The organism is Streptomyces sp. CA-249302 (genome assembly GCF_050936785.1).
Classification (GTDB): Bacteria; Actinomycetota; Actinomycetes; order Streptomycetales; family Streptomycetaceae; genus Streptomyces.
Window position 1 is genome coordinate 7165601 of sequence record NZ_JBNJMG010000001.1, and the last position, 25100, is coordinate 7190700.

23 protein-coding genes and 2 tRNA genes are annotated in these 25100 nt (G+C 71.0%); 19 read left to right on the forward strand and 6 right to left on the reverse strand.

Annotated features, from left to right (window positions below):
- Both ACQEWB_RS32515 and nudC read left to right on the forward strand, forming a co-directional pair.
- Window positions 1–1413, forward strand: coding sequence for a dipeptidase (locus tag ACQEWB_RS32515; protein ID WP_432837292.1), 1413 nt, complete (start codon window positions 1–3; stop codon window positions 1411–1413).
- Between the two features lie 87 nt (window positions 1414–1500).
- The gene (gene nudC, locus ACQEWB_RS32520) at window positions 1501–2445 is read left to right on the forward strand and encodes an NAD(+) diphosphatase (protein WP_432837294.1); all 945 of its coding nucleotides are present in this window, start codon (window positions 1501–1503) and stop codon (window positions 2443–2445) included.
- 96 nt (window positions 2446–2541) lie between these two features.
- On the opposite strand, the gene ACQEWB_RS32525 is transcribed toward nudC, so the two are convergent.
- Entirely contained in the window at window positions 2542–2784 is a 243-nt protein-coding gene (locus ACQEWB_RS32525; protein ID WP_432837296.1) for a mycoredoxin, read from the reverse strand.
- A 180-nt stretch (window positions 2785–2964) separates the two neighbouring features.
- Here ACQEWB_RS32525 and ACQEWB_RS32530 point away from each other — a divergent pair, with 180 nt between their 5' ends.
- From ACQEWB_RS32530 to ACQEWB_RS32550, 5 genes are all read left to right on the forward strand, one after another.
- Window positions 2965–5160, forward strand: coding sequence for an ATP-dependent DNA helicase UvrD2 (locus ACQEWB_RS32530; protein WP_432837298.1), 2196 nt, complete (start codon window positions 2965–2967; stop codon window positions 5158–5160).
- A 165-nt stretch (window positions 5161–5325) separates the two neighbouring features.
- Window positions 5326–5649 (forward strand): hypothetical protein, encoded by a 324-nt coding sequence (locus ACQEWB_RS32535; protein WP_432837300.1) that lies wholly within the window; start codon window positions 5326–5328, stop codon window positions 5647–5649.
- 176 nt (window positions 5650–5825) lie between these two features.
- Window positions 5826–6194, forward strand: coding sequence for a WhiB family transcriptional regulator (locus tag ACQEWB_RS32540; RefSeq protein ID WP_242766163.1), 369 nt, complete (start codon window positions 5826–5828; stop codon window positions 6192–6194).
- On the forward strand, window positions 6191–6514 hold the full coding sequence (locus tag ACQEWB_RS32545) for a hypothetical protein (RefSeq protein WP_432837303.1): 324 nt from the start codon (window positions 6191–6193) through the stop codon (window positions 6512–6514). Before ACQEWB_RS32540 ends, ACQEWB_RS32545 begins: the two co-directional genes overlap by 4 nt.
- A 135-nt stretch (window positions 6515–6649) precedes the next feature.
- Window positions 6650–6859, forward strand: a complete 210-nt coding sequence (locus ACQEWB_RS32550; protein WP_432837305.1) for a hypothetical protein — start codon at window positions 6650–6652, stop codon at window positions 6857–6859.
- Between the two features lies 1 nt (window position 6860).
- On the opposite strand, the gene ACQEWB_RS32555 is transcribed toward ACQEWB_RS32550, so the two are convergent.
- Together ACQEWB_RS32555 and ACQEWB_RS32560 are read right to left on the reverse strand one after the other, a co-directional pair.
- Window positions 6861–8228, reverse strand: a complete 1368-nt coding sequence (locus ACQEWB_RS32555) for an ABC1 kinase family protein (RefSeq protein ID WP_432837307.1) — start codon at window positions 8226–8228, stop codon at window positions 6861–6863.
- Window positions 8221–9441 (reverse strand): ThiF family adenylyltransferase, encoded by a 1221-nt coding sequence (locus tag ACQEWB_RS32560; protein ID WP_432844141.1) that lies wholly within the window; start codon window positions 9439–9441, stop codon window positions 8221–8223. The genes ACQEWB_RS32555 and ACQEWB_RS32560 overlap by 8 nt, the downstream gene beginning before the upstream one ends.
- 329 nt (window positions 9442–9770) lie before the next feature.
- Between ACQEWB_RS32560 and ACQEWB_RS32565 the strand changes: the two genes are divergently transcribed.
- The 4 genes from ACQEWB_RS32565 (at window position 9771) to ACQEWB_RS32580 (ending at window position 13709) form a co-directional block, all read left to right on the forward strand.
- Entirely contained in the window at window positions 9771–10367 is a 597-nt protein-coding gene (locus tag ACQEWB_RS32565; protein WP_432837309.1) for a M48 metallopeptidase family protein, read from the forward strand.
- Window positions 10368–10479: 112 nt separating this feature from the next.
- Entirely contained in the window at window positions 10480–12243 is a 1764-nt protein-coding gene (locus ACQEWB_RS32570) for a TerD family protein (RefSeq protein ID WP_432837311.1), read from the forward strand.
- 11 nt (window positions 12244–12254) lie between these two features.
- Window positions 12255–12935 (forward strand): AIM24 family protein, encoded by a 681-nt coding sequence (locus tag ACQEWB_RS32575; protein WP_432837313.1) that lies wholly within the window; start codon window positions 12255–12257, stop codon window positions 12933–12935.
- 18 nt (window positions 12936–12953) lie between these two features.
- A complete protein-coding gene (locus ACQEWB_RS32580; RefSeq protein ID WP_432837315.1) occupies window positions 12954–13709 on the forward strand; it encodes an AIM24 family protein in 756 nt (251 codons plus the stop codon).
- Window positions 13710–13773: 64 nt separating this feature from the next.
- On the opposite strand, the gene ACQEWB_RS32585 is transcribed toward ACQEWB_RS32580, so the two are convergent.
- Window positions 13774–14295, reverse strand: a complete 522-nt coding sequence (locus ACQEWB_RS32585; protein WP_432837317.1) for an NUDIX hydrolase — start codon at window positions 14293–14295, stop codon at window positions 13774–13776.
- On the reverse strand, window positions 14292–15728 hold the full coding sequence (locus ACQEWB_RS32590) for a zinc-dependent metalloprotease (protein ID WP_432837319.1): 1437 nt from the start codon (window positions 15726–15728) through the stop codon (window positions 14292–14294). The genes ACQEWB_RS32585 and ACQEWB_RS32590 overlap by 4 nt, the downstream gene beginning before the upstream one ends.
- Before the next feature lie 192 nt (window positions 15729–15920).
- Between ACQEWB_RS32590 and ACQEWB_RS32595 the strand changes: the two genes are divergently transcribed.
- The 4 genes from ACQEWB_RS32595 (at window position 15921) to ACQEWB_RS32610 (ending at window position 19058) form a co-directional block, all read left to right on the forward strand.
- Window positions 15921–17033, forward strand: a complete 1113-nt coding sequence (locus ACQEWB_RS32595) for an SDR family oxidoreductase (protein WP_432837321.1) — start codon at window positions 15921–15923, stop codon at window positions 17031–17033.
- Window positions 17034–17150: 117 nt separating this feature from the next.
- A complete protein-coding gene (locus ACQEWB_RS32600; protein WP_242766174.1) occupies window positions 17151–17612 on the forward strand; it encodes a molybdenum cofactor biosynthesis protein MoaE in 462 nt (153 codons plus the stop codon).
- 135 nt (window positions 17613–17747) lie between these two features.
- Entirely contained in the window at window positions 17748–17912 is a 165-nt protein-coding gene (locus ACQEWB_RS32605; protein WP_366839387.1) for a hypothetical protein, read from the forward strand.
- 51 nt (window positions 17913–17963) lie between these two features.
- Window positions 17964–19058 (forward strand): YlbL family protein, encoded by a 1095-nt coding sequence (locus ACQEWB_RS32610; protein ID WP_432837324.1) that lies wholly within the window; start codon window positions 17964–17966, stop codon window positions 19056–19058.
- 29 nt (window positions 19059–19087) lie between these two features.
- On the opposite strand, the gene ACQEWB_RS32615 is transcribed toward ACQEWB_RS32610, so the two are convergent.
- Window positions 19088–19630 carry a PPA1309 family protein gene (locus tag ACQEWB_RS32615; protein ID WP_432837326.1) on the reverse strand — a complete coding sequence of 181 codons (543 nt, stop codon included), beginning with the start codon at window positions 19628–19630 and terminating at the stop codon, window positions 19088–19090.
- Window positions 19631–19793: 163 nt separating this feature from the next.
- On the opposite strand from ACQEWB_RS32615, the gene ACQEWB_RS32620 reads away from it, so the two are divergent.
- The 4 genes from ACQEWB_RS32620 to ACQEWB_RS32635 all read left to right on the forward strand — a co-directional run bounded on the left by ACQEWB_RS32620 (window position 19794) and on the right by ACQEWB_RS32635 (window position 25051).
- Complete coding sequence (locus tag ACQEWB_RS32620; RefSeq protein WP_432844143.1) at window positions 19794–22772, forward strand: UPF0182 family membrane protein; 2979 nt, start codon at window positions 19794–19796, stop codon at window positions 22770–22772.
- 41 nt (window positions 22773–22813) lie between these two features.
- A tRNA-Met gene (locus ACQEWB_RS32625) sits at window positions 22814–22887 on the forward strand.
- Between the two features lie 204 nt (window positions 22888–23091).
- Window positions 23092–24909, forward strand: a complete 1818-nt coding sequence (locus ACQEWB_RS32630; protein ID WP_432837328.1) for a tetratricopeptide repeat protein — start codon at window positions 23092–23094, stop codon at window positions 24907–24909.
- Between the two features lie 68 nt (window positions 24910–24977).
- Window positions 24978–25051 (forward strand) — tRNA-Met (locus ACQEWB_RS32635).
- Window positions 25052–25100: the final 49 nt, after the last annotated feature.

Genomic DNA, 25100 nt, shown 5'->3' on the forward strand with positions numbered 1-25100 from the left:
ATGAGCCAGCCCGTTGACAGTGCCGTCAGCGCCGTCCGTACGTACATCGAGCAGCATCGTGCCGCCTTCCTCGACGCCCTCGCCGAGTGGCTGCGCATCCCGTCCGTGTCGGCCCAGCCCGACCACGCTCCCGATGTACGGCGCAGCGCCGACTGGCTCGCCGCCAAGCTCCAGGAGACCGGCTTCCCGACCACCGAGGTCTGGGAGACCCCGGGCGCCCCGGCCGTCTTCGCCGAGTGGCCCGCCGCCGATCCCCAGGCGCCCACGGTCCTGGTCTACGGCCATCACGACGTACAGCCCGCCGCCCGCGAGGACGGCTGGGACAGCGACCCCTTCGAGCCGGTCGTCCGCGAGAACCGCCTCTACGCGCGCGGGGCGGCCGATGACAAGGGCCAGGTGTTCTTCCACACACTCGGCGTCCGCGCCCACCTCGCCGCCACCGGCCGTACCGCCCCCGCGGTCAACCTGAAGCTGCTCGTCGAGGGCGAGGAGGAGTCCGGCTCCCCGCACTTCCGCGCACTGGTCGAGCGGTACGCGGACCGGCTCGCCGCCGACGCCGTGATCGTCTCCGACACCGGCATGTGGTCCGAGGACACCCCCACGGTGTGCACCGGCATGCGCGGCCTCGCGGAGTGCGAGATCACGCTGTACGGCCCCGACCAGGACATCCACTCCGGCTCCTTCGGCGGCGCCGTGCCCAACCCGGCCACCGCGGCCGCCCGCCTGGTCGCCGCCCTGCACGACGAGCACGCACGCGTGGCGGTCCCCGGCTTCTACGACGGCATCATCGAACTCACCGAGCACGAGCGCGAACTCTTCGCCGAGCTGCCCTTCGACGAGCAGCAGTGGCTGCGCACCGCCAGGTCGCACGCCGTCCGGGGCGAGGCCGGGCACACCACCCTGGAGCGCATCTGGGCCCGCCCCACCGCCGAGGTCAACGGCATCGGCGGCGGCTACCAGGGCCCCGGCAGCAAGACGATCATCCCGTCCTCGGCCATGGTGAAGCTGTCCTTCCGACTCGTCGCCGGCCAGGACCCCGACCACATCGAGAAGGCCGTCCGCGCGTGGGCCGCCGAGCAGGTGCCCGCCGGGATCCGGCACGAGATCACGTTCGGCGCCGCCACGCGCCCGTGCCTGACACCGCTGGACCACCCCGCCCTGCAGTCCGTCGCCCGCGCCATGGGCCGCGCCTTCGAGGGGCCGGTCCGCTTCACGCGCGAGGGCGGCTCCGGCCCGGCCGCCGACCTCCAGGAGGCCCTCGGCGCACCGGTGCTCTTCCTGGGCATCTCCGTCCCGTCCGACGGCTGGCACGCGCCGAACGAGAAGGTCGAGCTCGACCTTCTGCTCAAGGGCGTCGAGACCACCGCGTACCTGTGGGGCGACCTCGCGGAGACATGGCGCCATGCACCCTGAGTGCCCGGCGCCGACCGCCGCCCACGACACGTCCCGCCTGACCGCCCGCCGAAACAATCCGTTCCACTGGGGGAGTTGGAAGCACCCGTGACCACCTGGACCGACCACACCGCCGACCGCCCCATCTCGCTCACCGCCCCGAGCGGCATCGACCGCGCCGCCCACCACCGCCTCGACGAGGCCTGGCTCGCGGCGGCTTGGAGCCACCCCACGACCCGCTGCTTCGTGGTCTCCGGCGGCCAGGTCCTCATCGACGAGACGGCGGACGGCCGTACCGAACTCGTCATGACCCCCTCGTTCGAAGCCCCCCTCACCGAGGCGCACCGCTACTTCCTGGGCACCGACGAGGACGGCGTCAGCTACTTCGCCCTCCAGAAGGACGCGCTGCCCGGCCGAATCGACCAGTCCGCGCGCCCGGCGGGCCTGCGCGAGGCCGGCCTGCTGCTGTCACCCCGCGACGCGGGTCTGATGGTGCACGCGGTCGGCCTGGAGAACTGGCAGCGCACCCACCGCTTCTGCTCCCGCTGCGGCGAGCGCACGGTGATCGCGGCGGCCGGCCACATCCGCCGCTGCCAGGCCTGCGGCGCCGAGCACTACCCGCGGACCGACCCCGCCGTGATCATGGCGGTCACCGACGCCGAGGACCGCATCCTGCTCGGCCGCCAGGTGCACTGGCCCGAGGGCCGCTTCTCGACGCTGGCCGGCTTCGTCGAGCCCGGCGAGTCCATCGAGCAGGCGGTGCGCCGCGAGGTCTTCGAGGAGGCCGGCATCACTGTCGGCCAGGTCGAGTACGTCGCCAGCCAGCCCTGGCCGTTCCCGTCCAGCCTGATGCTCGGCTTCATGGCGCACGCCACCTCGACCGAGATCAACGTCGACGGCGACGAGATCCACGAGGCCCGCTGGTTCTCCCGCGACGAACTGGGCGCCGCCTTCGAGGCCGGCGAGGTGCTGCCGCCCTACGGCATCTCCATCGCGGCCCGCCTGATCGAGATGTGGTATGGCAAGCCGCTGCCGACGAGGAGCTTCGTCTGAAGGCAACGATCGTCCGGGGTCGCACCACAAGCGAGAAGGCGGCCCCTGAGCCGCCTCAGGAACCGCCTTCTCCGTCTCTGCGAAACCGCGGAGCGACTACACGCCGATCTTCTGCTTCACCTGCGCCAGCGACGGGTTCGTGAGTGTCGAACCGTCGGAGAACAGCACGGTCGGAACCGTCTGGTTTCCGCCATTCGCCTTCTCCACGAACGCCGCGGACTCCGGGTCCTGCTCGATGTTGATCTCGTTGTACGTGATGCCCTCGCGGTCCATCTGGCTCTTCAGCCGGCGGCAGTAACCGCACCACGTCGTGCTGTACATCGTCAGAGTGCCCGGCATGTCTCTCGCTCTCCTCAGCTGCTGGGGATCGGTGGTCGCAGTGGGAACGTACTTGAAAGGGCCACCATTCCCACACGCGGTGCCCCGCCCGACGTGACGCCTGCCGCATTAGTACGACTGCCGGTGCCTGCCTGTGGACAACCGCCGCTCCTGTCTCCGGCGACCTGGCAGCATGGCGGTGTGACAGCAGCAACGCACTCCACGCTCTTCCCGCAGGTTCCGGAGTCGGCCGACGCGGTGCTCGCCGGGCTCGACCCCGAGCAGCGCGCGGTGGCCACCGCCCTGCGCGGCCCGGTGTGCGTGCTCGCCGGCGCCGGCACAGGCAAGACCCGGGCGATCACCCACCGGATCGCCTACGGAGTGCGCGCCGGGATCCTCCAGCCCTCCAGCGTGCTGGCCGTCACGTTCACCAACCGTGCCGCCGGCGAGATGCGCGGCCGGCTCCGGCAGCTCGGCGCCGCCGGCGTCCAGGCCCGTACGTTCCACTCCGCGGCCCTGCGCCAGCTCCAGTACTTCTGGCCGAAAGCCGTCGGCGGCTCCATGCCCCGGCTCGTCGACCGCAAGATCCAGCTCGTCGCCGACGCGGCCGCCGCCTGCCGCATCCGCCTCGACCGGGGCGAGCTGCGGGACGTCACCGCCGAGATCGAGTGGTCCAAGGTCACCCAGACCGTCCCCGCCGACTACGCCGCGGCCGCCGTCAAGGCCGGCCGTGACGCCCCCCGCGACCCGGCCGAGATCGCCCAGCTCTACTCCGTCTACGAAGACCTCAAGCGGGACCGCGCGGTCATCGACTTCGAGGACGTCCTGCTGCTGACCGTCGCCGTCCTGCAGGACCGCGGTGACATCGCCGAACAGGTCCGCGCCCAGTACCAGCACTTCGTCGTCGACGAGTACCAGGACGTCAGCCCGCTCCAGCAGCGCCTGCTGGACCTGTGGCTGGGCGAGCGGGACAACCTGTGCGTGGTCGGCGACGCCAGCCAGACGATCTACTCGTTCACCGGAGCAACTCCCGACCACCTCCTCGACTTCCGCACCCGCCACCCCGGCGCCACCGTCGTCAAGCTGGTCCGGGACTACCGCTCCACGCCCCAGGTCGTCCACCTGGCCAACGGCCTCCTCGCCCAGGCCCGCGGCCGCGCCGCCGACCACCGCCTGGAGCTGGTCTCCCAGCGCGCGGCGGGCCCCGAGCCCGGCTACACCGAGTACGTCGACGAGCCGGCCGAGGCCGAGGGCGCCGCCCGCCGCATCCGCGAGCTCATCGACGCGGGCGTCCCGGCGGCCGAGATCGCGATCCTGTTCCGGACCAACGCCCAGTCCGAGACCTACGAACAGGCCCTCGCCGACGCCGGGGTCCCCTACCAGCTGCGCGGCGCCGAGCGGTTCTTCGACCGCCCCGAGGTGCGCCGGGCGATCGTCGCCCTGCGCGGCTCGGCCCGCTTCGGCGGGAACAACTCCCTGCTCGACGACGCCGTCGACCTGCCCTCCCAGGTCCGCGCCGTGCTGTCGGGGGAGGGCTGGACATCCCAGCCCCCGGCCGGCTCCGGCGCCGTCAGAGAGCGCTGGGAGTCCCTGGCCGCCCTGGTCAACCTCGCGCAGGACTTCGTCGCCGCCAGAGCCGACGCCACCCTCGGGGACCTCGTCGCCGAGCTGGACGAGCGGGCCAACGCCCAGCACGCCCCGACCGTCCAGGGCGTCACCCTGGCCTCCCTGCACTCGGCCAAGGGCCTGGAGTGGGACGTCGTCTTCCTGGTCGGCGTCGCCGAGGGCATGATGCCGATCACCTACGCAAAGACCGACGAGCAGATCGAGGAGGAGCGCCGCCTCCTCTACGTCGGCGTCACCCGCGCCCGCGAGCGCCTGCACGTCTCCTGGTCCCTGTCCCGCTCGCCCGGCGGCCGCCCGAACCGGCGCCCCAGCCGCTTCCTGGACGGCCTGCGTCCCGGCTCCACCGCCACCGTCGGCCGCAGCGCGGCGGCGGGCTCCGGCGGGATCGAGCGCGGCTTCGCCGGCCGGCCCGACGTCGTTCAGCGGCGCACCCAGCGCAGCCCGGCCCGCTGCCGGGTGTGCGGCCGCACGCTCACCGACGCCGGCGAGATGAAACTGATGCGCTGTGAGGACTGCCCGTCCGACATGGACGAGGGCCTGTACGAGCGGTTGCGCGAGTGGCGGGCGGACCAGGCGAGGCTCAGCGGACAGCCCGCCTTCTGCGTCTTCACCGACAAGACACTCATGGCGATCGCCGAGGCCGTCCCCGACGAGGAGCACGAGCTGGCCCGGATCCCCGGCGTCGGAGCGCGCAAGTTCAACCGGTACGGGGCCGATGTCCTGGCCATCTGCGCAGGCCGGGAGGTCCCGGAGGACGACGAGGAAGGCTGACGGAAACTCGTCGAAAAAATAGTTTGCGCATGCCCCAGCAATCCCCATAGGTTCTTAGCCACGGGGACGGAGGCCTTCTCGGAGGCCCCGATTCCGTGTTCTACTTGCATATCCGTCGGACTGGTTCATCCCAGTCCCCCAAGACGCCGAGAGGAGGCGAGTCCAGTGATCAGCATCAACGCCAGCTCCATCAAGACCGCGAAAATGACCGATCCCTCGGTCGTCGCCTCCATGTGCATGCTCGGCGCCAGCATCTCGGGCACCGGTCTGTCCGGCATTCGTGCCGCCCGGCCGGCGTCCTCCGTGTCTCTCGCGGGTCTTCCCGTCAGTGAGCGCAATGAGCGACCGACCAAGGCACTGGAAGCAGTAGCGGCGCAGGCACAGGCCTATGCCTTTACGGCGGCCGGTGCCGGTAACCGGAAGCAGACGACGCAGCACCACCAGATGTGGGCCTTCCGTGGGCCAGAACCCTGGAGTGATCCAGCCTGATCGACAATCAGGCCGGCGCCTTCAGGGCCGCGGAACCCCATCCGGGATCCGCGGCCCTTCTGTTTGTCCCAGCACCGGGACGGACGGGCGAAGGGGCCTCGGGACAAGAAAAGAACCCGGTACCAGCCGCCACCCGGCCCAACAGGGCCGGAACGACCAGACGAGGAAGACCAACCGTGCAACTCGAAGCGCACGCCCCGTCCGTACCGCCTTCCGAAACGATCCCCCCGCCCGGCCTCACGGAGGACTCCGCCTTGATCCCGCTCACTGCGCTCACCGCGCTCGACGACGCCATCGAGAACCTCGGCGTACCCGTCCCCTGCCGTTCCTACGACCCGGAGGTCTTCTTCGCCGAGTCGCCGGCGGACGTCGAGTACGCCAAGTCCCTCTGCCGCACCTGCCCGCTGATCGAGGCCTGCCTCGCCGGCGCCAAGGAGCGGCGTGAGCCCTGGGGCGTCTGGGGTGGCGAGCTGTTCGTCCAGGGTGTTGTCGTCGCCCGGAAGCGGCCGCGTGGTCGCCCGCGCAAGAACCCGGTCACGGCATGAACACCGCAGGAACGATCGACCGCCCCCTCACGCACGACCCCAAGAAGCAGGCCCCGATGAAGCCGTCCACCAACGAGCCCGCCGGCTCCGCGATCGAAGACACCACGACTACCGGCACCGCCGGTTCACCCCAGAACAGGACCCGAGAGATGCAACTTCAACCAGAAGCCCTGGCTCGTGCGCATATGCACGACCTGCTGCACGAGGCCGAGCGGGAACGACAGGCCGTGCGCCTGGTGTCCGCCCGCCGGATGCAGCGCCGTGCGGAGCGCGCCTCGCGGCGTGCCCGCCGTGCGCTCGCCATGGCCGTCATGCAGTGACCAACCACACCTGAAGCGGTGGCCTCCCCAGCCCGGGAGGCGAAAGCTCCCCGCGGGGGCCGGTCCGTCCGAACGGACCGGCCCCCGCGGTGCGTTCTGCCCGCGCGGGCGCCGACCTCGGCGTATCGTCGCCGCGTGACGAGTCCTTCCGGAGGCAGTGACGACGGCGGCTCCCCGGCGGAGCCCCAGCCCCTGGTGTGTGCCCACTGCGGCACCCGCGCCGAGGGTCCGCAACCCACCTGGATCTGCTCCGTGGAGAACGGCACCCGCCACTACTTCTGCGACGCCTGCTCCCGGGAGAACCTCCGGGCGATCGAGGGGCGGCTCGACTCGGCCTGGTGGTAGCTCACGCCTCCGCGGCCGACTCTTCCTCCTCCGGCTCCTCCGGCACGAACCCCGGCAGCCACTCCTCCAGCTCGTCCCGCAGCCGGACCGTCGCGCCCAGCTGGCACAGCACACCGATCGTGCTCAGCGTCACGCGGTGAATCAGCAGGTAGGCCGGTGGCAGGTTCAGCCGCTTGCCCAGCTGGTAGGCGGGGGAGCGGGGGTCGGCTATGCGGGCCGCCTGGCTGCGCATCCAGCCGCGGGTGAAGGTGAACTCGTCGACGTCGGCCGGTTCGATGATCGGCAGGAGGTAGTCGAGGACGGCGGCCGGGTCCAGCTCTATGGACTCCTTGACGAAGCCCTCTTCGCAGAGCAGCTCGTAGACCGCCTCCGCCTCGCCGTCGAGGGTCATGCGCAGGGAGTCGCCGATCGTGGTCGGCAGGCCCCCCGGGAGCCGGTCGACCGTGCCGAAGTCCAGGACGCCCAGCCGCCAGTCGTCCTCGCCGGCCGGACCGCCGGGCAGCAGACGGAAGTTGCCCGGATGCGGGTCGGCGTGCAGCAGACCGGTGCGGGCCGGGCCCGAGAAGAGGAAGCGGGCCAGCAGCTGGCCGGCGCGGTCGCGCTGCTCCGTGGTGCCGTCCGAGATGATCTCCGACAGCGGGATGCCGTCGATCCACTCGGTGACCAGCACCTGGTCGCACTGGTGGACCACACCGGGCACCACGACGTCCGGGTCGTCCGCGAACTCCTCCGCGTGGGCCTGCTGGGCCTGGGCCTCCAGGCCGTAGTCCAGCTCCTCCGAGACCCGGTCCTTGAGCTCCGCGATCAGCGGCTTGATGTCCATACCGGGGATGAGGGGGCCCAGCAGACGGGCGAAACGGCTCAGCTGGTTCAGGTCGGACAGCAGGGCCTCGCCCGCTCCCGGGTACTGGACCTTGACCGCCACCTCGCGGCCGTCGTGCCACACCGCACGATGCACCTGGCCGATCGAGGCCGCGGCGGCCGGCTTGTCCTCGAACTCGAGGAACAGCTCCTGCCAGTCCTTGCCGAGCCGCTCGGCGAGCACCGTGTGCACGGTGCGCGTCGGCATCGGCGGGGCCGCCTCCTGCAGCTTCGTCAGCGCCGCCCGGTAGGGGCCGGCGACCTCCTCGGGCAGCGCCGACTCGAAGACGGACAGGGCCTGGCCGAACTTCATCGCGCCGCCCTTGAGCTCGCCGAGCACCTTGAACAGCTGCTCCGCCGTGCGCTGTTGGAGCTCGCGGCCGACGATCTCCGCGGACTCGCCGACGATCCGCTTGCCCAGTCCCCAGGTGGCCCGCCCGGCGAAGCCGAGCGGGAGCGCGGCGAGCTTGGCGGTCCGGGTGACCGCCTTGCGGGGAAGATCAGACATGCGCCCTCCAAGTCCCTGCCGGCCGCGCCGCGTCCGCCTCACGGCATGACTTCGACGACCGTTGCCCCGTCATTGTCTCGTGCGGCTGCCCGTCCTCATCGGCCTGTGCCCCCTTCTTACCTTTCTCCGCGGCACCGCACGGACATGCCAGGTGCGCCCAGACCGGTCGAGCGTGCCAGGTCAGCCCGGGCAGCGAGACCTCCCAGCGGGCGCCCGCGGTCGTCGGGACCCGGCCGTCCAGGAAGACGAGGGCGTGTGCGGCCGCCAGCCCGGCGACCGTAGTGGCCAGCGTCACATCGCAGGGCCGCACCGGGCGTGGCCTGCCCGAACCCGAGCGCCACTGGGCCACCAGGCGGGGCCAGGCCTGGTCCCGGTCGCTGCGTCCCTCGTGCAGACAGCCCGCGCAGCCCGTCTCGCCGGGCAGGACCAGGGGGCCGACGACTCCGGTGGCCTCCACGACGCCGGCGTACAGATGGGGCGTACCCGAATCGACGAGGGGTTCGGCGGCGGACGGAGCGGGCGCGTGGACGTCGACGTCGTCGCGCGGGGCGAGGATCACCAGCGAGAAGCCGGGGTCGCCGGCTGTGGGCGGTGCCGTGCGGGCGCGGCGCGGTGGGCGGTCCGGAGCCCAGCCGCGTGCGGTCCGCCGGGCGGCCTCGTCCCTGCGGTCTCCGACGGACTCGGACGGCAGTCCGCCCGGCGCGACGTCCCATGACTCGACCTTGCCGACGTCGCACACGTCGACCTCGCCGACCCCCGCGGCCGCGAGCAGCGAGGCCACCATCGCGCCCACCCGGCCCGCGCCCCTTACCTGCACCCGCAGTGAGCGTCGCGCCGCCAGCTGCCCGATCGCGTCGCCCGGTCCCGTGGTGAGCAGGGAGAGGGAGGCGAGGTCGGGGCGCAGCCGGTCCAGGACCTCCTTCTTGCCGCGCAGGGCGTCGGCGGCCGGGCCACCTCCTCTGGCGTCGTCCAGGAGACCGGCCCGTGCCAGCCCCGCCACCAGCCCGTCGACATGGCCGTCGGGCAGATCCATCCGGCGCGCCTCCTCACGCAGCAGCGGCATCCCCCGCGTGCCGTTGAGCAGGTCGAGGAAGCTGCCCGTCGCCGGGTCCATCGGCCCCAGCGTCATCGCGTGCGCCGGTGCCATCCCGAACTGCACGGTGTTGAGATCGCGCCAGCCGCGCCGCAGCGCGGGCTTCACCAGCGGAGCGATCGGGGCCGTCGCATTCGCCAAGCCGACCGCGTCTCCCAAGTCCGCGCGCACCGCACCCTTCACGCTCACCGCATCCATCGCAGGCCCCCGTAGCCCTCGCAGAACATCCCGTGGCGCCGAGGCGGTTCGCTCACGGTGCGTCGATGGTCGGTCGACGGCCGTCGCGGTTCCCCCGGCGGGATCCAGCATGCCCGGACCTGCCGAGGGGTGCCGAAAGTTGTCCACAGGCGGTGGGTATTCGTCGTACAAATCAGACGCTCGGAGGGGGATCGGCACGGAACCGTCCCGGAGTCGGGACTTCCCGCGTGTGCAGCGGGTAACGTCGGGGCGTGCCCGCCGACCCACTGCAAAGCGCCGGAACGCCACAGCGCAGCACGACGAGCCAGCCGCCGAGCGGCTCGGGGGCGAGCGCGATCGAGGTCCGCAGGAGCGCCCGGCGACGCCGGACCGTATCCGCGTACCGCGAGGGCGATCGCACCGTCGTACTCATCCCTGCCCGGATGTCCGAGGCGGAGGAGCAGCGCTGGGTCACCGTCATGCTCGACAAGCTGGCCGCCCAGGAGAGCAAACGGGTCCTCGGCGACGCCGAGCTGGCGGAGCGGGCCGAGCGGCTGTCGGCACAGTACTTCGACGGCCGGGCGCGGCCCACCTCGGTGCGCTGGGTCACCAACCAGAACACGCGCTGGGGCTCCTGCACCCCCGCCGAGGGCAGCATCCGCCTGTCGCACCGGCTGCAGGGGATGCCCGAGTACGTCGTCGACTACGTCCTCGTCCACGAGCTGGCGCATCTGCTCGTGCCTGGGCACGGGCCGCGTTTCTGGCGGCTCCTGGAGGCGTATCCGCGGACCGAGCGGGCCCGGGGCTACCTCGAAGGGGTGGTCGCCGCCGAGCGGTTGCCGCATCTGCCGGGCGCGCGCGGCGAGTGAAGGGCGAGCCCGGTGTTGTGTACCGGGTGTGTACCGACTTCTTCCGGTGTCGGAGTTTGCCGTTAGCCTGGCGCGACGCACTCGCATTCGGGATGGGGGACGGTCGTTACGCATGGCCAGGGAATTCCAACGCGGCCACAAGGCCAGGATCAGTGACCTCACCGCGGGCACCGATCTGTACGTAGGCGTGCAGATCAGCGGCCCTGGACTGACCTTCGACATCAGCTGCTTCGGCCTCGACGCCGACGAACGGCTCTCGGACGACAGTTACTTCGTCTTCTTCAACCAGCCGAAGACCCCTGAGGAGTCGATTCAGCTCCTGGGTGCCCAGTCGGGGGACACGGAGTCCTTCCGGGTCACGCTCGACCGGATCCCGGCGAAGATCCAGAAGCTGTCGTTCACGGCGACCGTCGACGGCGCCGGACAGATGTCGCAGATCGCTCCCGGATACATCCGCATCGTCGCGGGCGGCGAGGAGGTGGCCCGGTACGCCTTCAACGGCTCGGAGTTCACCACCGAGCGGGCCGTGATGCTGGGCGACTTCTACCTCAAGGACGTGTGGCGGTTCGCGGCCGTCGGCCAGGGCTTCGACGGCGGCCTCGACGCGCTGCTGAAGAACTTCGGCGGCGAGGTCATGGAGGAGGAGGCCCCCGCGGCCCCCGCCCCGCAGCAGCCGCAGACCGGCGCCGCCCCCGGCTTCGCCCCGCCCGCCCAGGCCACCGCGCCGCCCGCGTTCGGCGGCCCGGCACCGGCCCCTGTCCCGCCGGCCCCCGCACCCGCCCCCCAGGGCTTCGCGCCGCCCCCGGGACAGACCCCGCCCCTGGCGCCCACCCCGGCCCCCGCGCCGAACGTGCACGCCGCGCCCACCATCGTCGCGCCCATGACCCCGCCCGGCGGCGCCCCGGTGCCGCCCCCGGGCCCGCCGCCCGGCTACGGCCAGCCGCCCCAGCAGCAGCCCTACGGCCAGCCCGGCGGCCAGAGCGCCCCGCCGCCGCCCAACTACGGCCAGCCCCCGCAGGCCCCCCAGGCCCCGCACGCCCCGACGGCGCCGCCCGGATACGGCCAGCCGACCGCGCCGCCCGGCTACGGTCAGCAGCCGCAGCCGCCCGGTTACGGCCAGCCGCCCCAGCCCCCGGGCTACGGCCAGCAGCCGCCCCTCGGGCAGGTCCCGGGCCAGCAGGGGTACGGCGTTCCGCAGGGCGCTCCCCAGGGCGGTGCCGGTGTCGGTGCCGCGCTCCAGAAGTTCAAGGAGACGCCCACCGGGCAGCGCTGGACGCAGCAGAACAAGAAGCTCATCCGGGTCGACCTCGGCATCGGCGGCCAGCCCGTGCTCGCCCGGCAGGGCAGCATGGTGCTCTACCAGGGCAAGGTCGACTTCGGCTACAAGGGCGCCGGATTCGCCGGCCGGATCGTGGGCGGCGCGACCGGCCAGGAGATGCAGCTGATGCGCTGCACCGGCCAGGGTCAGGTGTTCCTCGCCGAGAACTCCACCCATCTGCACCCGGTCGAGCTCCAGGGCGACGCCATCTGCGTCTCCGCCGAGAACGTCCTCGCCTTCGACGAGAGCCTCCAGTACGAGGTCCGCCGCATCGAGGGCCACGGCATCCCCGGGGGCGCGCTGTTCACGATGCAGTTCCAGGGCACCGGCACGATCGTCGTCAAGACGCACGGCACGCCCGTGGTGCTGCCGGTCACGCCGACCACCTTCGCCGACTGCAACGCGGTCGTGGCCTGGTCGGCCGCCTCCCAGGTGATCGTCTCCAGCCAGGTCCGGATGCGCCGCAACGCCTACCCGGGCGACACCGGGGAGAGCGTCAACCTGCAGTTCCGGGGCGCGCCCGGGAACTTCATCGTCGTCCAGCCGTACGAGGTCTGAGGGAGCCCGTCATGAACCAGCCGCTCGCGGGCTACGCTCCCGCACCCGTCACCGCCCGCATGGAGAACCACGGCAACAACATGCTGAAGGTCGCCATGCAGACCGGAAACGACCTCCTCGCGCGCGTGGGGTCGATGGTCGCCTATGAGGGCTTCATCCAGTACGAGCCCAACCCGCCGGCCGTGCGCCAGATCGCCCGCGACTGGATGACCGGTGAGGGCGCCCCGCTGATGAAGGTCTCCGGCGACGGACTGCTCTACCTCGCCGACTACGGCGCCGACGTCGTCGTGATCAACCTCAACGGCGACGGCATCTCCGTCAACGCCACCAACCTGCTCGCCTTCGACGCGTCCCTCACCTGGGGTGTCGAGCGGGTCAAGGGGCTGGCGAAGTTCGCCGGCCAAGGCCTGTGGAACACCAAGATCTCCGGGCAGGGCTGGGTCGCGCTGACCTCCCGGGGCAAGCCGATCGTCGTGGACTGCGGCGGTGGCGAGGACGAGACGTACGTCGACCCGGACGCGCTCGTGGCCTGGTCCCCGAACCTCAAGGTGAAGGGCAAGCGCAGCTTCAAGGCGCAGTCGCTGATCGGCCGCGGCAGCGGCGAGGCCTACCAGATGGCCTTCTCCGGTCAGGGCATCGTCGTCGTCCAGCCCAGCGAGGACAGCACCGACCGCCTGCGGTTCCGGGGCTGAGGGGGAGCCAGAAACGCCATGCAGAGTCCGCTTTTCGCCTTCAACGACTCGCAGTCCCAGGAGCGCTACAGCCTGCAGAACAAGCAGATGCTGCGCCTCACCCTGGAGGGCCACGACGACATCCTCGCCCGCAAGGGCACGATGGTCGCCTACCAGGGGCTCGTCGAGTTCGACGCCGAGTACCAGAGCACCCAGCAGGCCTACGCGCGGGCGGCCACCGGTGAGGGCCTCAGCCTGATGCGCTGCCACGGGCAGGGCACGGTCTACCTCGCCAACCTCGCCCAGCACATCCATGTGGTCGAGGTCGAGCAGGACGGCCTCACCGTCGACAGCAGCTATGTCCTCGCGATGGACTCCTCGCTGCACCACGAGGTCATCGCCGTCGACAGCCAGTACGGCATCTCCGGCTCCGGGAAGTACCAGCTCAACATCACCGGCCGCGGCAAGGTCGCCCTGATGACCTCGGGCGAGCCGCTGATGATGCAGGTCACGCCCGACAAGTACGTCAACTGCGACGCCGACGCGATCGTCGCCTGGTCGACCGGCCTGCGCGTCCAGATGCAGGCCCAGACGCACTCCTCCGGGGTGTGGCGGCGCCGGGGCAGCACCGGTGAGGGCTGGGAGCTCAGCTTCATGGGCAGCGGCTACGCGCTGGTCCAGCCGAGCGAACTGCTGCCGCCGCAGAACGCCCAGATCGGGCAGGGCCTCGCCGCCCAGTACGGCATGGGCCAGCACGGGGCACGGGCGCAGAACCAGGGGAACGTCTGGAGCTGAGGGTCCAGTAAACCAACGTAAGGGGCGCCCGCCGTAGCGGGCGCCCCTTACACGTGGTCAGCGCTCAGAGCCTCGCGCGCGTGGCATCCAGCAGTCGTACGACGGAGTCGTCGGCCACGTCCGCCACCTCGCCGTAGGCGAACCAGCGCAGGTCCAGCGACTCGTCGCTGATCTCCTGGACCGCTCCGGGCGGGGCCACGACCGCGTACTGGACGTCGAAATGCCAGTGGCAGGGCGCCGGGATGGGGTGGCGGTCCAGGCGCACCGGGCCGCCTGGCAGCAGCGTCAGCCCCGCGATGCCCGACTCCTCGGTCGCCTCCCGCAGGGCCGCGGCCTCCACGGAGGTGTCCTCCGGCTCGCAGTGGCCGCCCATCTGAAGCCACATCTGGAGCTTCTTGTGGAGGGTGAGCAGCACCCGCTCGCGCGACGGGTCGATCACCAGCGCGCTCGCCGTGACATGGCCCGCGTGGCAGGCCTTCCACATGCCGTCCGGGTGGGTCGCCAAGTGGTCCAGGTAGGCCTGGCGCAACTCGTCCTGGCCCTCGTACCCCTTCAGGACGAGGACCGCGTCGTCGTACAGGCTCACTCGGTGTCGTCGCCCTTGTCGTCGTCCTTCTTCAAGTCCGGCTTCTCGGCGGAGCCGTCCGCTGCCCCGCCGAGCATCTTCTCGATCTCGGAGAAGTCCAGCTGCTCGCGGTGCACGAAGCCGTCCGGGTCGTCCAGGTCGGAGGCGGTCGGCAGCATGTCCGGGTGGGCCCACAGGGCGTCCCGGCCGTCGACCCCGCGCGCGTCCGTGAGCGAGGCCCACAGGCGGGAGGCGTCGCGCAGGCGGCGCGGGCGCAGCTCCAGGCCGATCAACGTGGCGAACGTCTGCTCCGCCGGGCCGCCGGTCGCACGGCGCCGGCGCAGCGTCTCGCGCAGCGCGTCCGCGGACGACAGACGGGGCTTGGCGGCGGCGTGGACCACCGCGTCCACCCAGCCCTCCACGAGCGCCAGAGCGGTCTCGAGGCGGGCCAGGGCCGCCTTCTGCTCCGGGGTGTCCTCCGGCTGGAACATGCCCTGCTGGAGGGCGTCCTGCAGCTGCTCCGGGTTCTGCGGGTCGAACTGGCCGACCACGTCCTCCAGCTTGGCGGTGTCGACCTTGATCCCGCGCGCGTACCCGTCGACCGCGCCGAACAGGTGCGAGCGCAGCCACGGCACATGGGCGAACAGGCGCTGGTGGGCGGCCTCGCGCAGGGCGAGATACAGCCGCACCTCCTCCTTGGGCACGCCCAGGTCCTTGCCGAAGGCCTCGATGTTCAACGGCAGCAGCGCGGCCTTGCCTGCCGGGCTGAGCGGCAGGCCGATGTCGGTGGAACCGACGACCTCGCCCGCGAGCACGCCGACGGCCTGACCGATCTGCGTGCCGAACATGGCGCCGCCCATGGAGCGCATCATGCCGATCAGCGGGCCCGCCATGGCCTGCATCTCCTCCGGCAGGACGTCGCCCATCGCCGCGCCGACGCGCTCGGCGACCGGGTCGACCAGCTCCTGCCACGCGGGCAGGGTCGCCTCGACCCACTCCGCGCGGGACCACGCCACCGCGGAGCCGGCGCCGGACGGCAGCGACGTCGCGTCGTCCAGCCACAGGTCGGCCAGCCGGACGGCCTCCTCGACCGCGGTGCGCTCGGCGGGGCCGACGCTCGCGTCCTTGGTGCCGTCCGGGGTGCCCTGGGAGACCGTCTGGCGGGCGATCTGCTTGGCCATGTCCCAGTTCACCGGGCCGCCCTCGTAGGAGAGCATCTGGCCCAGCTGCTGGAAGGCGGCGCCCAGGTCGGTGGGGTTCAGCGAGCCGAACATGGCAGCGAGCGGGTTGTCCGCACCGGGGCCGCCAAAGCCCCCGGCGCCGGGCAGCCCGCCGAAACCGAACGGGTTGGCCGGGCCCTGACCACCACCGCTCTGCTGGTCCTTCTTCTTGCCCTCGTCGCCGTCTTCCGGCTCCTCCGGCGGAAGGCCGAATCCGAATGGGGTGTCACTCACGGGATTCCTCGGCTGGTAAGGCCGCCGGTTGTCTCCGACGGCACGACTGCCCGATAACACCACCCAGCGTAGACACCGCGGGCGGTTAGGGCCTCGGTGCTTCGCCGACTCTTGGCCTGCGGCAGGATGGATGCCACCTGGTACGGACGCTTCACTCGCGTTCTTACTGAAGACAACCGCTGGAGACGCCCGGTGAGTTCCCCAGATCCTCAGGTTCGCGCAGCGCGAAACGAGTCAACCCCGCCGACGGTGCGCGGTCCCGTCGTCGCGGTCACCGGCGCCGCCTCCGGCATCGGCGCGCTGCTCACCGAGCGACTCGCCGCCTCGGAGGAGATCAAGCAGGTCATCGCCATCGACGAGCGGCGCGGCGAGTGCGCGGCGGCGCAGTGGCACATCCTGGACGTGCGGGATCCGGCCATCGCGGAGAAGCTCCGCGGGGCCGACGTGGTGGTGCATCTGGCGCTCGATCTGGACCTGGAGACCGACCCCGCCGCCCGGACGGCGTACAACGTGCGGGGGACCCAGACGGTACTCACGGCCGCCGCGGCCGCCGGCGTCCACCGGGCCGTGCTGTGCACGTCCGCCATGGTCTACGGGGCGCTGCCGGACAACGAGCTGCCGCTGTCGGAGGACGCCGAGCTGCGGGCGACGGCCGAGGCCACCGGGGTGGGCGACCTGCTGGAGATCGAGCGGCTCGCCCGGCGCGCGCCCCGGGCGCATCCCGGCCTCAATGTCACCGTCGTACGCCCCGCGGTGCTCATCGGTGGCACCGACACCGCGCTGACCAGGTACTTCGAGTCGCCGCGACTGCTGGTCGTGGCCGGATCGCGGCCCGCCTGGCAGTTCTGCCATATCGAGGATCTGTGCAGTGCTCTGGAGTACGCCGTCCTGGAGAAGGTCGAGGGGGAGCTCGCGGTCGGCTGCGACGGGTGGCTGGAGCAGGAGGAGGTCGAGGAGCTCAGCGGGATCCGGCGGATGGAGCTGCCGTCGGCGGTGGCCCTCGGGGCCGCGGCCCGGCTGCACCGGATCGGGCTGACGCCGTCCCCGGCGGGCGATCTGGCGTACACGATGTACCCCTGGGTGGTGAGCGGGAGCCGGCTGCACGACGCGGGGTGGCGGCCGCAGTGGACCAACGAGGAAGTGCTCGCCGAGCTGCTGGAGGAGGTCTCCGGGCGGCACACGGTCGTCGGGCGGCGGCTCGGGCGCAAGGACGCGACCGCGGCGGGGGCCGCCGGCGCGACGGTCGCGCTGCTGGGCGCGGCGGCCGTGGTGCGGCGGGCCCGGAAGGCGCGGCGGCGCATCTGACGCGCGCGTGCGCGCCCCGGGAGACGTCAAAGCTGTAGGACGCTCCAAAACGGCACACGCGTGTGCCTGGTGAAAGTCGTATTCCGTGTTGTCACAGGCGTGGGGCACGATGGACCCATGGCAGCCACACACGACCACCCCGGCGAGCAGGTCGCGGACGACCCGATCAAGCTCGTCGCCATCCGTGAGACGCCGCTCTCCGTGGACGAGGTCTTCCGGGCCGTCGGGGACGACGCCGCCGGTGGGACCACGCTGTTCGTGGGGACCGTGCGGAACCACGACGGGGGTGTCGATGTCGACCGGCTCGGGTATTCGTGCCATCCCAGTGCCGAGGCCGAGATGCGGCGCATCGCCGAGAAGGTCGTCGCGGAGTACCCGGTACGGGCGCTGGCCGCGGTGCACCGGGTCGGCGATCTGACGGTGGGGGACCTCGCCGTGGTCGTCGCCGTCTCGTGCCCGCACCGGGGCGAGGCCTTCGAGGCGTGCCGCAAGCTGATCGACGACCTCAAGCACGAGGTGCCGATCTGGAAGCACCAGACCTTCTCCGACGGCACGGAGGAGTGGGTCGGCGCCTGCTGAACCCCGGCGCCCGAACCCCCTTCGCCGGTCCTCCGGTTGCGTAACCGCACCCCTGCCGTGAGCGTTGTCAGTGTGGCTGGTTAATCTGCTGATCAGTCAGTTCTCGCGGTCGCTCACCGGGGTTGGGAGGTCGGCATGGGTGCGCTCGTCTGGTTGTTGATTCCGCTTGTCGCTGCGGTCGCCGCCGGTCTGTGGGGAAGCTGGGCCAACCGCACCCGCAAGGTGCGCAGCGACGGGCCCGAGCTCGACGGGTACGCCCGGTTCCGCGAGGCCATGGAGAAGTCCCACTCCGGTACCTGACAGAGGTGGGGCTGACGGTGCGCTGACAGCGTCGTCCCGTACTGTCTTGGCATGCCACGCCGCACCGCGACGATGCTCGCCTCCACCCTGATGCTGATCGCGCTCCTGTGCGCCGGAGTGTTCATCCCCGTGCCGTACGCGGAGATGTCCCCCGGACCGACCGTGAACACGCTCGGGGACCACGACGGCGAGCCGGTGCTGCAGATCTCCGGGCGCAAGACGTATGCGACCAGCGGGCATCTGAACATGACGACCGTGCGGGTCACCAGCGCCGACTACAAGATGAACCTCGTCGAGGCCGTCTACGGCTGGCTCGCGCACGACAACAAGGTCGTACCGCACGACACGCTCTACCCGGACGGCAAGACCGAGGAGCAGTCGACCCAGGAGAACGCCGAGGAGTTCAGCCAGTCCCAGGAGAGCGCCAAGGTCGCCGCCCTGAAGGAGCTGGACGTCCCGGTGAAGTCCTGGGTGATCGTCTCGACCGTGGTGAAGGACTCCCCGTCCGAGGGCAAGCTGCACGCCGGTGACGTGATCAAGGCCGTGGACGGTACGACGGTCAAGGAGCCGGACGACGTCGCCGAGCTGGTGACCAAGCACAAGCCGGGCGAGGACGTCGTCTTCACGGTCGTCCCCGCCAAGGAGCAGGCCGCCGCCGAGAAGGCGAACAAGACGGCGACCAGGACCGAGAAGATCACGATCACCACCGCCACCTCGGACGACAGCGGTGCGAAGCGGGCGATCGTCGGGATCTCGGCGGGAACCGACCACACCTTCCCGTTCACCATCGACATCAAGCTGGCCGACGTCGGCGGGCCGAGCGCCGGTCTGATGTTCGCGCTCGGCATCTACGACAAGCTCACCCCGGGCAGCCTCACCGGCGGCAAGTTCGTGGCCGGCACCGGGACCATCGACGACGACGGCAAGGTCGGCCCGATCGGCGGCATCGAGATGAAGACGGTGGGCGCGCGCAGCAAGGGCGCCCAGTACTTCCTGACGCCGGCCGACAACTGCGCGGCCGCCGCCAAGGACACCCCGAGCGGCCTCACCCTGGTCAAGGTGAACACCATCGAGGACGCCCTCGGCGCGCTGAAGGACATCCGCGGCGGCAGGACCGCCGACCTGCCGAAGTGCACGACCAAGTAGCCGGAAGGGCTACGAAGGCCTGAGCGGCGCTACTCCTCGAAGGTCGCCGTCAGCGCCTCCGCCAGGCCGGGCACCAGGTCGGAACCCGTGAGGACCTCCGTCGGGGTGTCCTTCTCGCGCAGCCTGAGGGCCGATTCGCGGGAGCCGTCGCGCAGCACCGCGACCGTCATCCGGACCTCCTGACGGTCCGGGTGCTCGGCCACCCACTTCGCGAGCCGCTTCTCGTCCAGCCCTTCCGGGACGGACGCCTCGGCGGACGGCGGCAGCATCAGCCGCTCCACGGTGAGCGCGCAGCCGGCCACCGCGTCGGGCCAGGCGATGGTGGCAAGGAACTCGTCGAGCGCCTTGCCCGTCGGCACCTCGTCCTGCTCGATCGGCGTGAGCCCGGCGGACTCCTGCTCGTCCTCCAGGCCGAGCTGGGCCGCGAGAGCGGGCTCCTGGGTCCGCAGCCGAGCGGTGTCTACGAGGGCGAAAAGGCGGGCGGGCTGGTCCCAGCCGAGGTTGGAGGCGTACTCGTCGATCTCGAGTACGGCCCGGGTGAGCGGGCTCGCCGCCATGGGAGTGTTGGACATGGTCACAATCCTGCCTCGTTCATGGCCGGAATCGGGAACCGAGTAAACGGTGAGTAAGTTGCATAGGTGTGGGCCCGCGATCACGGGGGCCACGGCGGGCTCACGAACACGAGGGCCTGACGGATCGACAGCGAACTTCGAGGTGCGCACCTTGGCTTTCCAGATGCCGGACCGCGGCGGAGGCCCGACGGGGCCACGGATCAGAGTGGGCCGCCCGTCCCGGCGTGTCCGGACCCTGCTCATGACACTGGGTGTCCTCGCCGTGCTCGGCATGGCGTTCACCATGTTCGCGGGCTTCTGGACGGACTGGCTCTGGTTCCGCTCGGTGAAGTACTCGTCCGTCTTCACGACCATGCTGTGGACCAAGATCGGGCTGTTCTTCGTCTTCGGTCTGCTGATGGCCCTCGCGGTGGGCTTCAACATCTGGCTCGCGCACCGGTTGCGGCCCCCGCTGAGCGCCATGTCGATGGAGCAGCAGAGCCTCGACCGGTACCGGATGGGCATCGCGCCGTTCAAGCGCTGGCTGCTGCTCGGGATCACCTCGCTGGTGGGCCTGATCGCCGGTGCCTCGGCGTCCAGCCAGTGGCGGACCTGGCTGATGTGGGTCAACGGCGTGCCCTTCCACCAGAAGGACCCGCAGTTCCACCTCGACGTCTCGTTCTACGCCTTCGACCTGCCCTGGTACCGCTTCCTGCTTGGCTTCGGCTTCGCCGCCGCGATCCTCTCCCTGATCGCCGCCGCGCTGACCCACTACCTGTACGGCGGGCTGCGCATCACCTCCCCGGGCGCGCGTGCCACCGCCGCCGCGACCGGTCACCTCTCGGTGCTGCTCGGCGTCTTCGTCGCGCTGAAGGCGGTCGCTTACTGGCTCGACCGGTACGGCCTCGCGGTGAAGTCCAGCGACTTCAAGGCGACCGACAACTGGACGGGTCTGCGCTACGTCGACGCCAACGCGTACCTGCCGGCCAAGACGATCCTGTTCTGCATCGCCGTCATCTGCGCGCTGCTGTTCTTCGCCACCCTGTGGCGGCGCACCTGGCAGCTGCCGGTGATCGGCTTCGGTCTGATGGTGCTCTCGGCGATCCTGATCGGCGGGCTGTACCCGGCGATCGTCCAGAAGTTCCAGGTCCAGCCGAACGAGCAGGCCAAGGAAGCCCCGTACGTCCAGAAGAACCTCAAGGCGACGCGCGAGGCGTACGGCATCGACGGCGCCAAGGTCAGCGACTACTCGGGGACGAGCAAGACCCAGGACAAGTCCACGCTGCGCGACGACGTCGACTCCACGGCGAGCATCCGCATCCTGGACCCGAACATCGTCTCGCCGACCTTCCAGCAGCTCCAGCAGATCAGGAACTACTACGCGTTCCCGACCAACCTGGACGTCGACCGCTACACCCAGGACGGCAAGGTCCAGGACACGGTCATCGGTCTGCGTGAGCTGAACCTCAACGGCATCCCGAAGAACAACTGGATCAACGACCACTTCCGCTACACCCACGGCTACGGCGTGGTGGCCGCCAAGGGCACCGACGCCGACGCCAACGGCCAGCCGGTCTTCACCGAGTCCGACCTGCCGTCCACCGGTGACCTGGGGACGTACGAGCAGCAGATCTACTACGGCGAGAAGACCAGCACGTACTCGATCGTCGGCGGTCCTCAGAAGGAGATCGACTACTCCGACGACAGCGGTGAGAAGACCACCAGCTACAAGGGCAAGAGCGGCGTCAACCTCGCCAACCCGATCAACCGGGCGGCGTACGCGGTGGCGTTCAGCGAGCCGCAGATCCTCTACTCAGGGGCGATCGGCGAGGGTTCGCGGATCCTGTACAACCGCACGCCCAAGGAGCGGGTCGAGGCGGTGGCGCCCTGGCTGACCATCGACGGCGACGCGTATCCGGCGGTGGTGGACGGCCGTATCCAGTGGATCGTCGACGCCTACACGACGACGAACGGATACCCGTACGCCTCCCGTACCACCCTCGGTGACACCACGGCCGACTCGCTGACCGCGACGAACAACTCGCGGGCGGTGGTGGCCCAGCAGAACCAGGTCAACTACATCCGCAACTCGGTGAAGGCGACCGTCGACGCGTACACCGGTGAGGTCAAGCTCTACCAGTGGGACACCGAGGACCCGGTGCTGAAGACCTGGATGAAGGCCTTCCCGGGCACGGTGCAGCCCAAGACGGCGATCTCCAAGTCGCTGCTGGCCCATCTGCGGTATCCGCAGGACCTGTTCAAGGTCCAGCGCGAGCTGCTGACCCGCTACCACGTCACCAACGCGCAGACCTTCCTGAGCGGCAGCGAGGTGTGGCAGGTGCCGGACGACCCGACCAACAAGTCGGGCAACGCGGTGCCGCCGTACTACCTGAGCATGAAGATGCCCGACCAGACGTCCCAGACGTTCTCGCTGACGACGACGTTGACGCCCAACGGGCGGGACAACCTCAGTGCGTTCATGTCGGTCGACGCCCAGGCGGACTCCAGCGACTACGGCAAGATCAGAATACTGAAACTGCCGACCAGTACGACCGTCGACGGACCCAAACAGGTGCAGAGCCAGTTCAACTCCGAACAGGACATCGCCGAGTCGATCAAGCTGCTCAAGGGCGGCGACTCCGACATCGAGTACGGCAACCTGCTGACCGTGCCACTGGACGGCGGACTGCTGTACGTGGAGCCGGTCTACGTACGCGGTGGTGGACTCAAGTACCCGCTGCTGCGGAAGGTGTTGGTCAGCTACGGCGACAAGACCGCCTTCGAGGACACCCTTGACGAGGCGCTCAACAAGGTCTTCGGAGCGGAGAGTTCGACCACGCCACCACCGGACGAGGGGACGACCACGCCACCGACGTCCAGCAATCCGACGGTCCAGGCGGCGCTGGACGACGCCCAGAAGGCCTTCGACGCCGGCCAGGCGGCCCTGAAGAAGGGTGACTGGAAGGCGTACGGCGAGGCGCAGAAGGATCTGGAGGACGCGCTGAAGCGGGCCGAGGAGGCGCAGTCCAAGGCCGACAAGACGAGTGGCGGCAGCGGCAGCAAGAGCAGCAGCAGCCCGAGTCCGAGCAGCAGCGCCAGTCCGAGAAGCAGTGCCAGTCCGAGAAGCAGTCCGAGTCCGAGCGAGAGCTCCGGCAGCGGCTGATCATGCCCGTCCCGCGTCGTGATACGGTTGCCTCACAACGACGCGGGGTGGAGCAGCTCGGTAGCTCGCTGGGCTCATAACCCAGAGGTCGCAGGTTCAAATCCTGTCCCCGCTACTGAAGTCGAAGGCCCGGATCCTTTTGGATCCGGGCCTTCGTGATGTGCGAACGCATGTAGGGGACCCGGGATTCGCCGTGCCGCCATGGGGAGTTGGGAGATGTGTGTTTGACTTGTCTCTCTGTGGGCATGTCGACAAAACGCTGAAGTGACCTCACTGGCTGCGGTATACCAGGTGTACCCAGGTTGCAGGTGGTGCGACGATGGACGTTATGGGGGACAAGGCAACTCTGTTCGAGACAGGGCGATTTGTGCAGCCCTCCGGCCCGGAAGAAGCCGAGGCCGGGGAGGTTGCCGAGCAGGCTGCCGAGGAACTGCGTCAGCGGCTCGCCGTGGAGGCCGGCGACGTCGAGGCGATGAGTGTCCTCGGGGCCATGCTGCTGCGCCGTGGTGATCTCGACGGAGCCGAGCCCCATCTGCGTGCCGCCACGGCGGCCGGTGACCGTGCCGCCGCCAACAACCTCGGAGTCCTTCTCCACCAGCGCGGGTACGCCGAGGAGGCCGCCGGATGGTGGCGGATCGCCGCCGTCGCCGGGTCCGCCGCGGCCGCGCACGCGCTCGGCCGGCACCACCGCGAGCGCGGCGACGAGCCGGCCGCCGAGTACTGGCTGCGCCAGTCCGCCGAGCAGGGGCACGCCCTGGGGGCGTACGCCCTCGCCGACCTGCTGGAGCACCGCGGGGACGCCGGGGCCGAGGCGTGGATGCGGGCCGCGGCCGAGCACGGGCACCGGGAGGCGGCGTACCGGCTGGCGCGCGCGCTTGATCGCAAGGCGGTCGGCGAGGGCGAGGGCGGAGCTGACAACGGTGTCGAACTGCTGGCCGAGGCGGAGCAGTTCTACCGGCAGGCCGCCGCGCGCGGACACCGGCGGGCCGCGCTGCACCTCGGCGCGATCCTCGAGAAGCGCGGGGAGCTCAAGGAGGCCGGGCGCTGGTATCTGACCTCCGCCAAGGACGGGGAGGCACGAGCCGCGTGCGCGCTGGGCTTCCTGCTGCGCGACGCCGGCGACACCGAGAGCGCCGCCGTGTGGTGGCTGCGGGCCGCGCAGGACGGGGACGGCAACGCGGCCAACGCGCTGGGCGCCCTGCACGCCGAGCGCGGGGAGACGCAGACCGCCGAGCGGTGGTACCGGGCGGCGATGGACGCCGGGGACGACAACGGCGCGTACAACCTCGGGCTGCTCTGCGCCGAGCAGGGGCGGACCGGGCCGGCCGAGCAGTGGTACCGGCGGGCGGCCTACGCGGGGCACCGGGAGGCTGCCAACGCGCTCGCCATCCTGCTGCTGCAGGGCGGGGACGCGACCGGGGCCGAGCCGTGGTTCTCCAAGGCCGCAGAGGCCGGGAGCGTGGACGCCGCGTTCAACCTGGGGATCCTCTTCGCCGGGCGGGGCGAGGACGGGGTCGCGCTGCGGTGGTACGAGCGTGCGGCCGCCGCCGGGCACACCGAGGCCGCGTTGCAGGTCGGGATCGCCCGGCTGCGGGACGGGGACGAGGGTGCCGCGGAGCGGCATCTGCGGTGTGCGGCGGGCGGTGGCAGTGCGGAGGGGGCGTATCGGCTGGCGACCGTGCTCGACGCGCGGCGGCCGCCCGAGCCCGCGCATGAGCTGGGCGAGACGGTGCACGAGAAGACCGAGTGCGAGGAGTGGTACGAGCGGGCGGCTTCCCAGGGGCATCGGCGGGCGCAGGTGCGGGTCGGGATGATGGCGGCGGCTCGGGGGGACGTGGTCGAGGCGGCTCGGTGGTACCGGGCGGCCGCGGAGGCCGGGTCCCGGAACGGCGCGTTCAATCTGGGGCTGCTGCTGGCCCGCGAGGGGAGTGAGCCGGAGGCCGCCGTGTGGTGGACCCGGGCCGCCGACGCCGGGCACGGGCGGGCGGCGCTGCGGCTGGCCCTGGTCTACGCGCGTCGGGGCGAACTGGCGGAAGGACAGCGGTGGGCGGACCGGGCGGTGTCCCTGGGGCCGGCGGAGGTCTCGGAGCGGGCGGCTCGGCTGCGGGACGCGCTGCGGGAGGAGCTGTCGGCGTAGGGGCAGCGGGGCCGGTCGAAACCGATTTGCTTCTGTCGGCGTCCCTGACGTAACGTTGCGTTCACCGACGCGGGGTGGAGCAGCTCGGTAGCTCGCTGGGCTCATAACCCAGAGGTCGCAGGTTCAAATCCTGTCCCCGCTACTGAAGGCCTGGGGCCGGAATCCAGAAATGGGTTCCGGCCCCAAGTCGT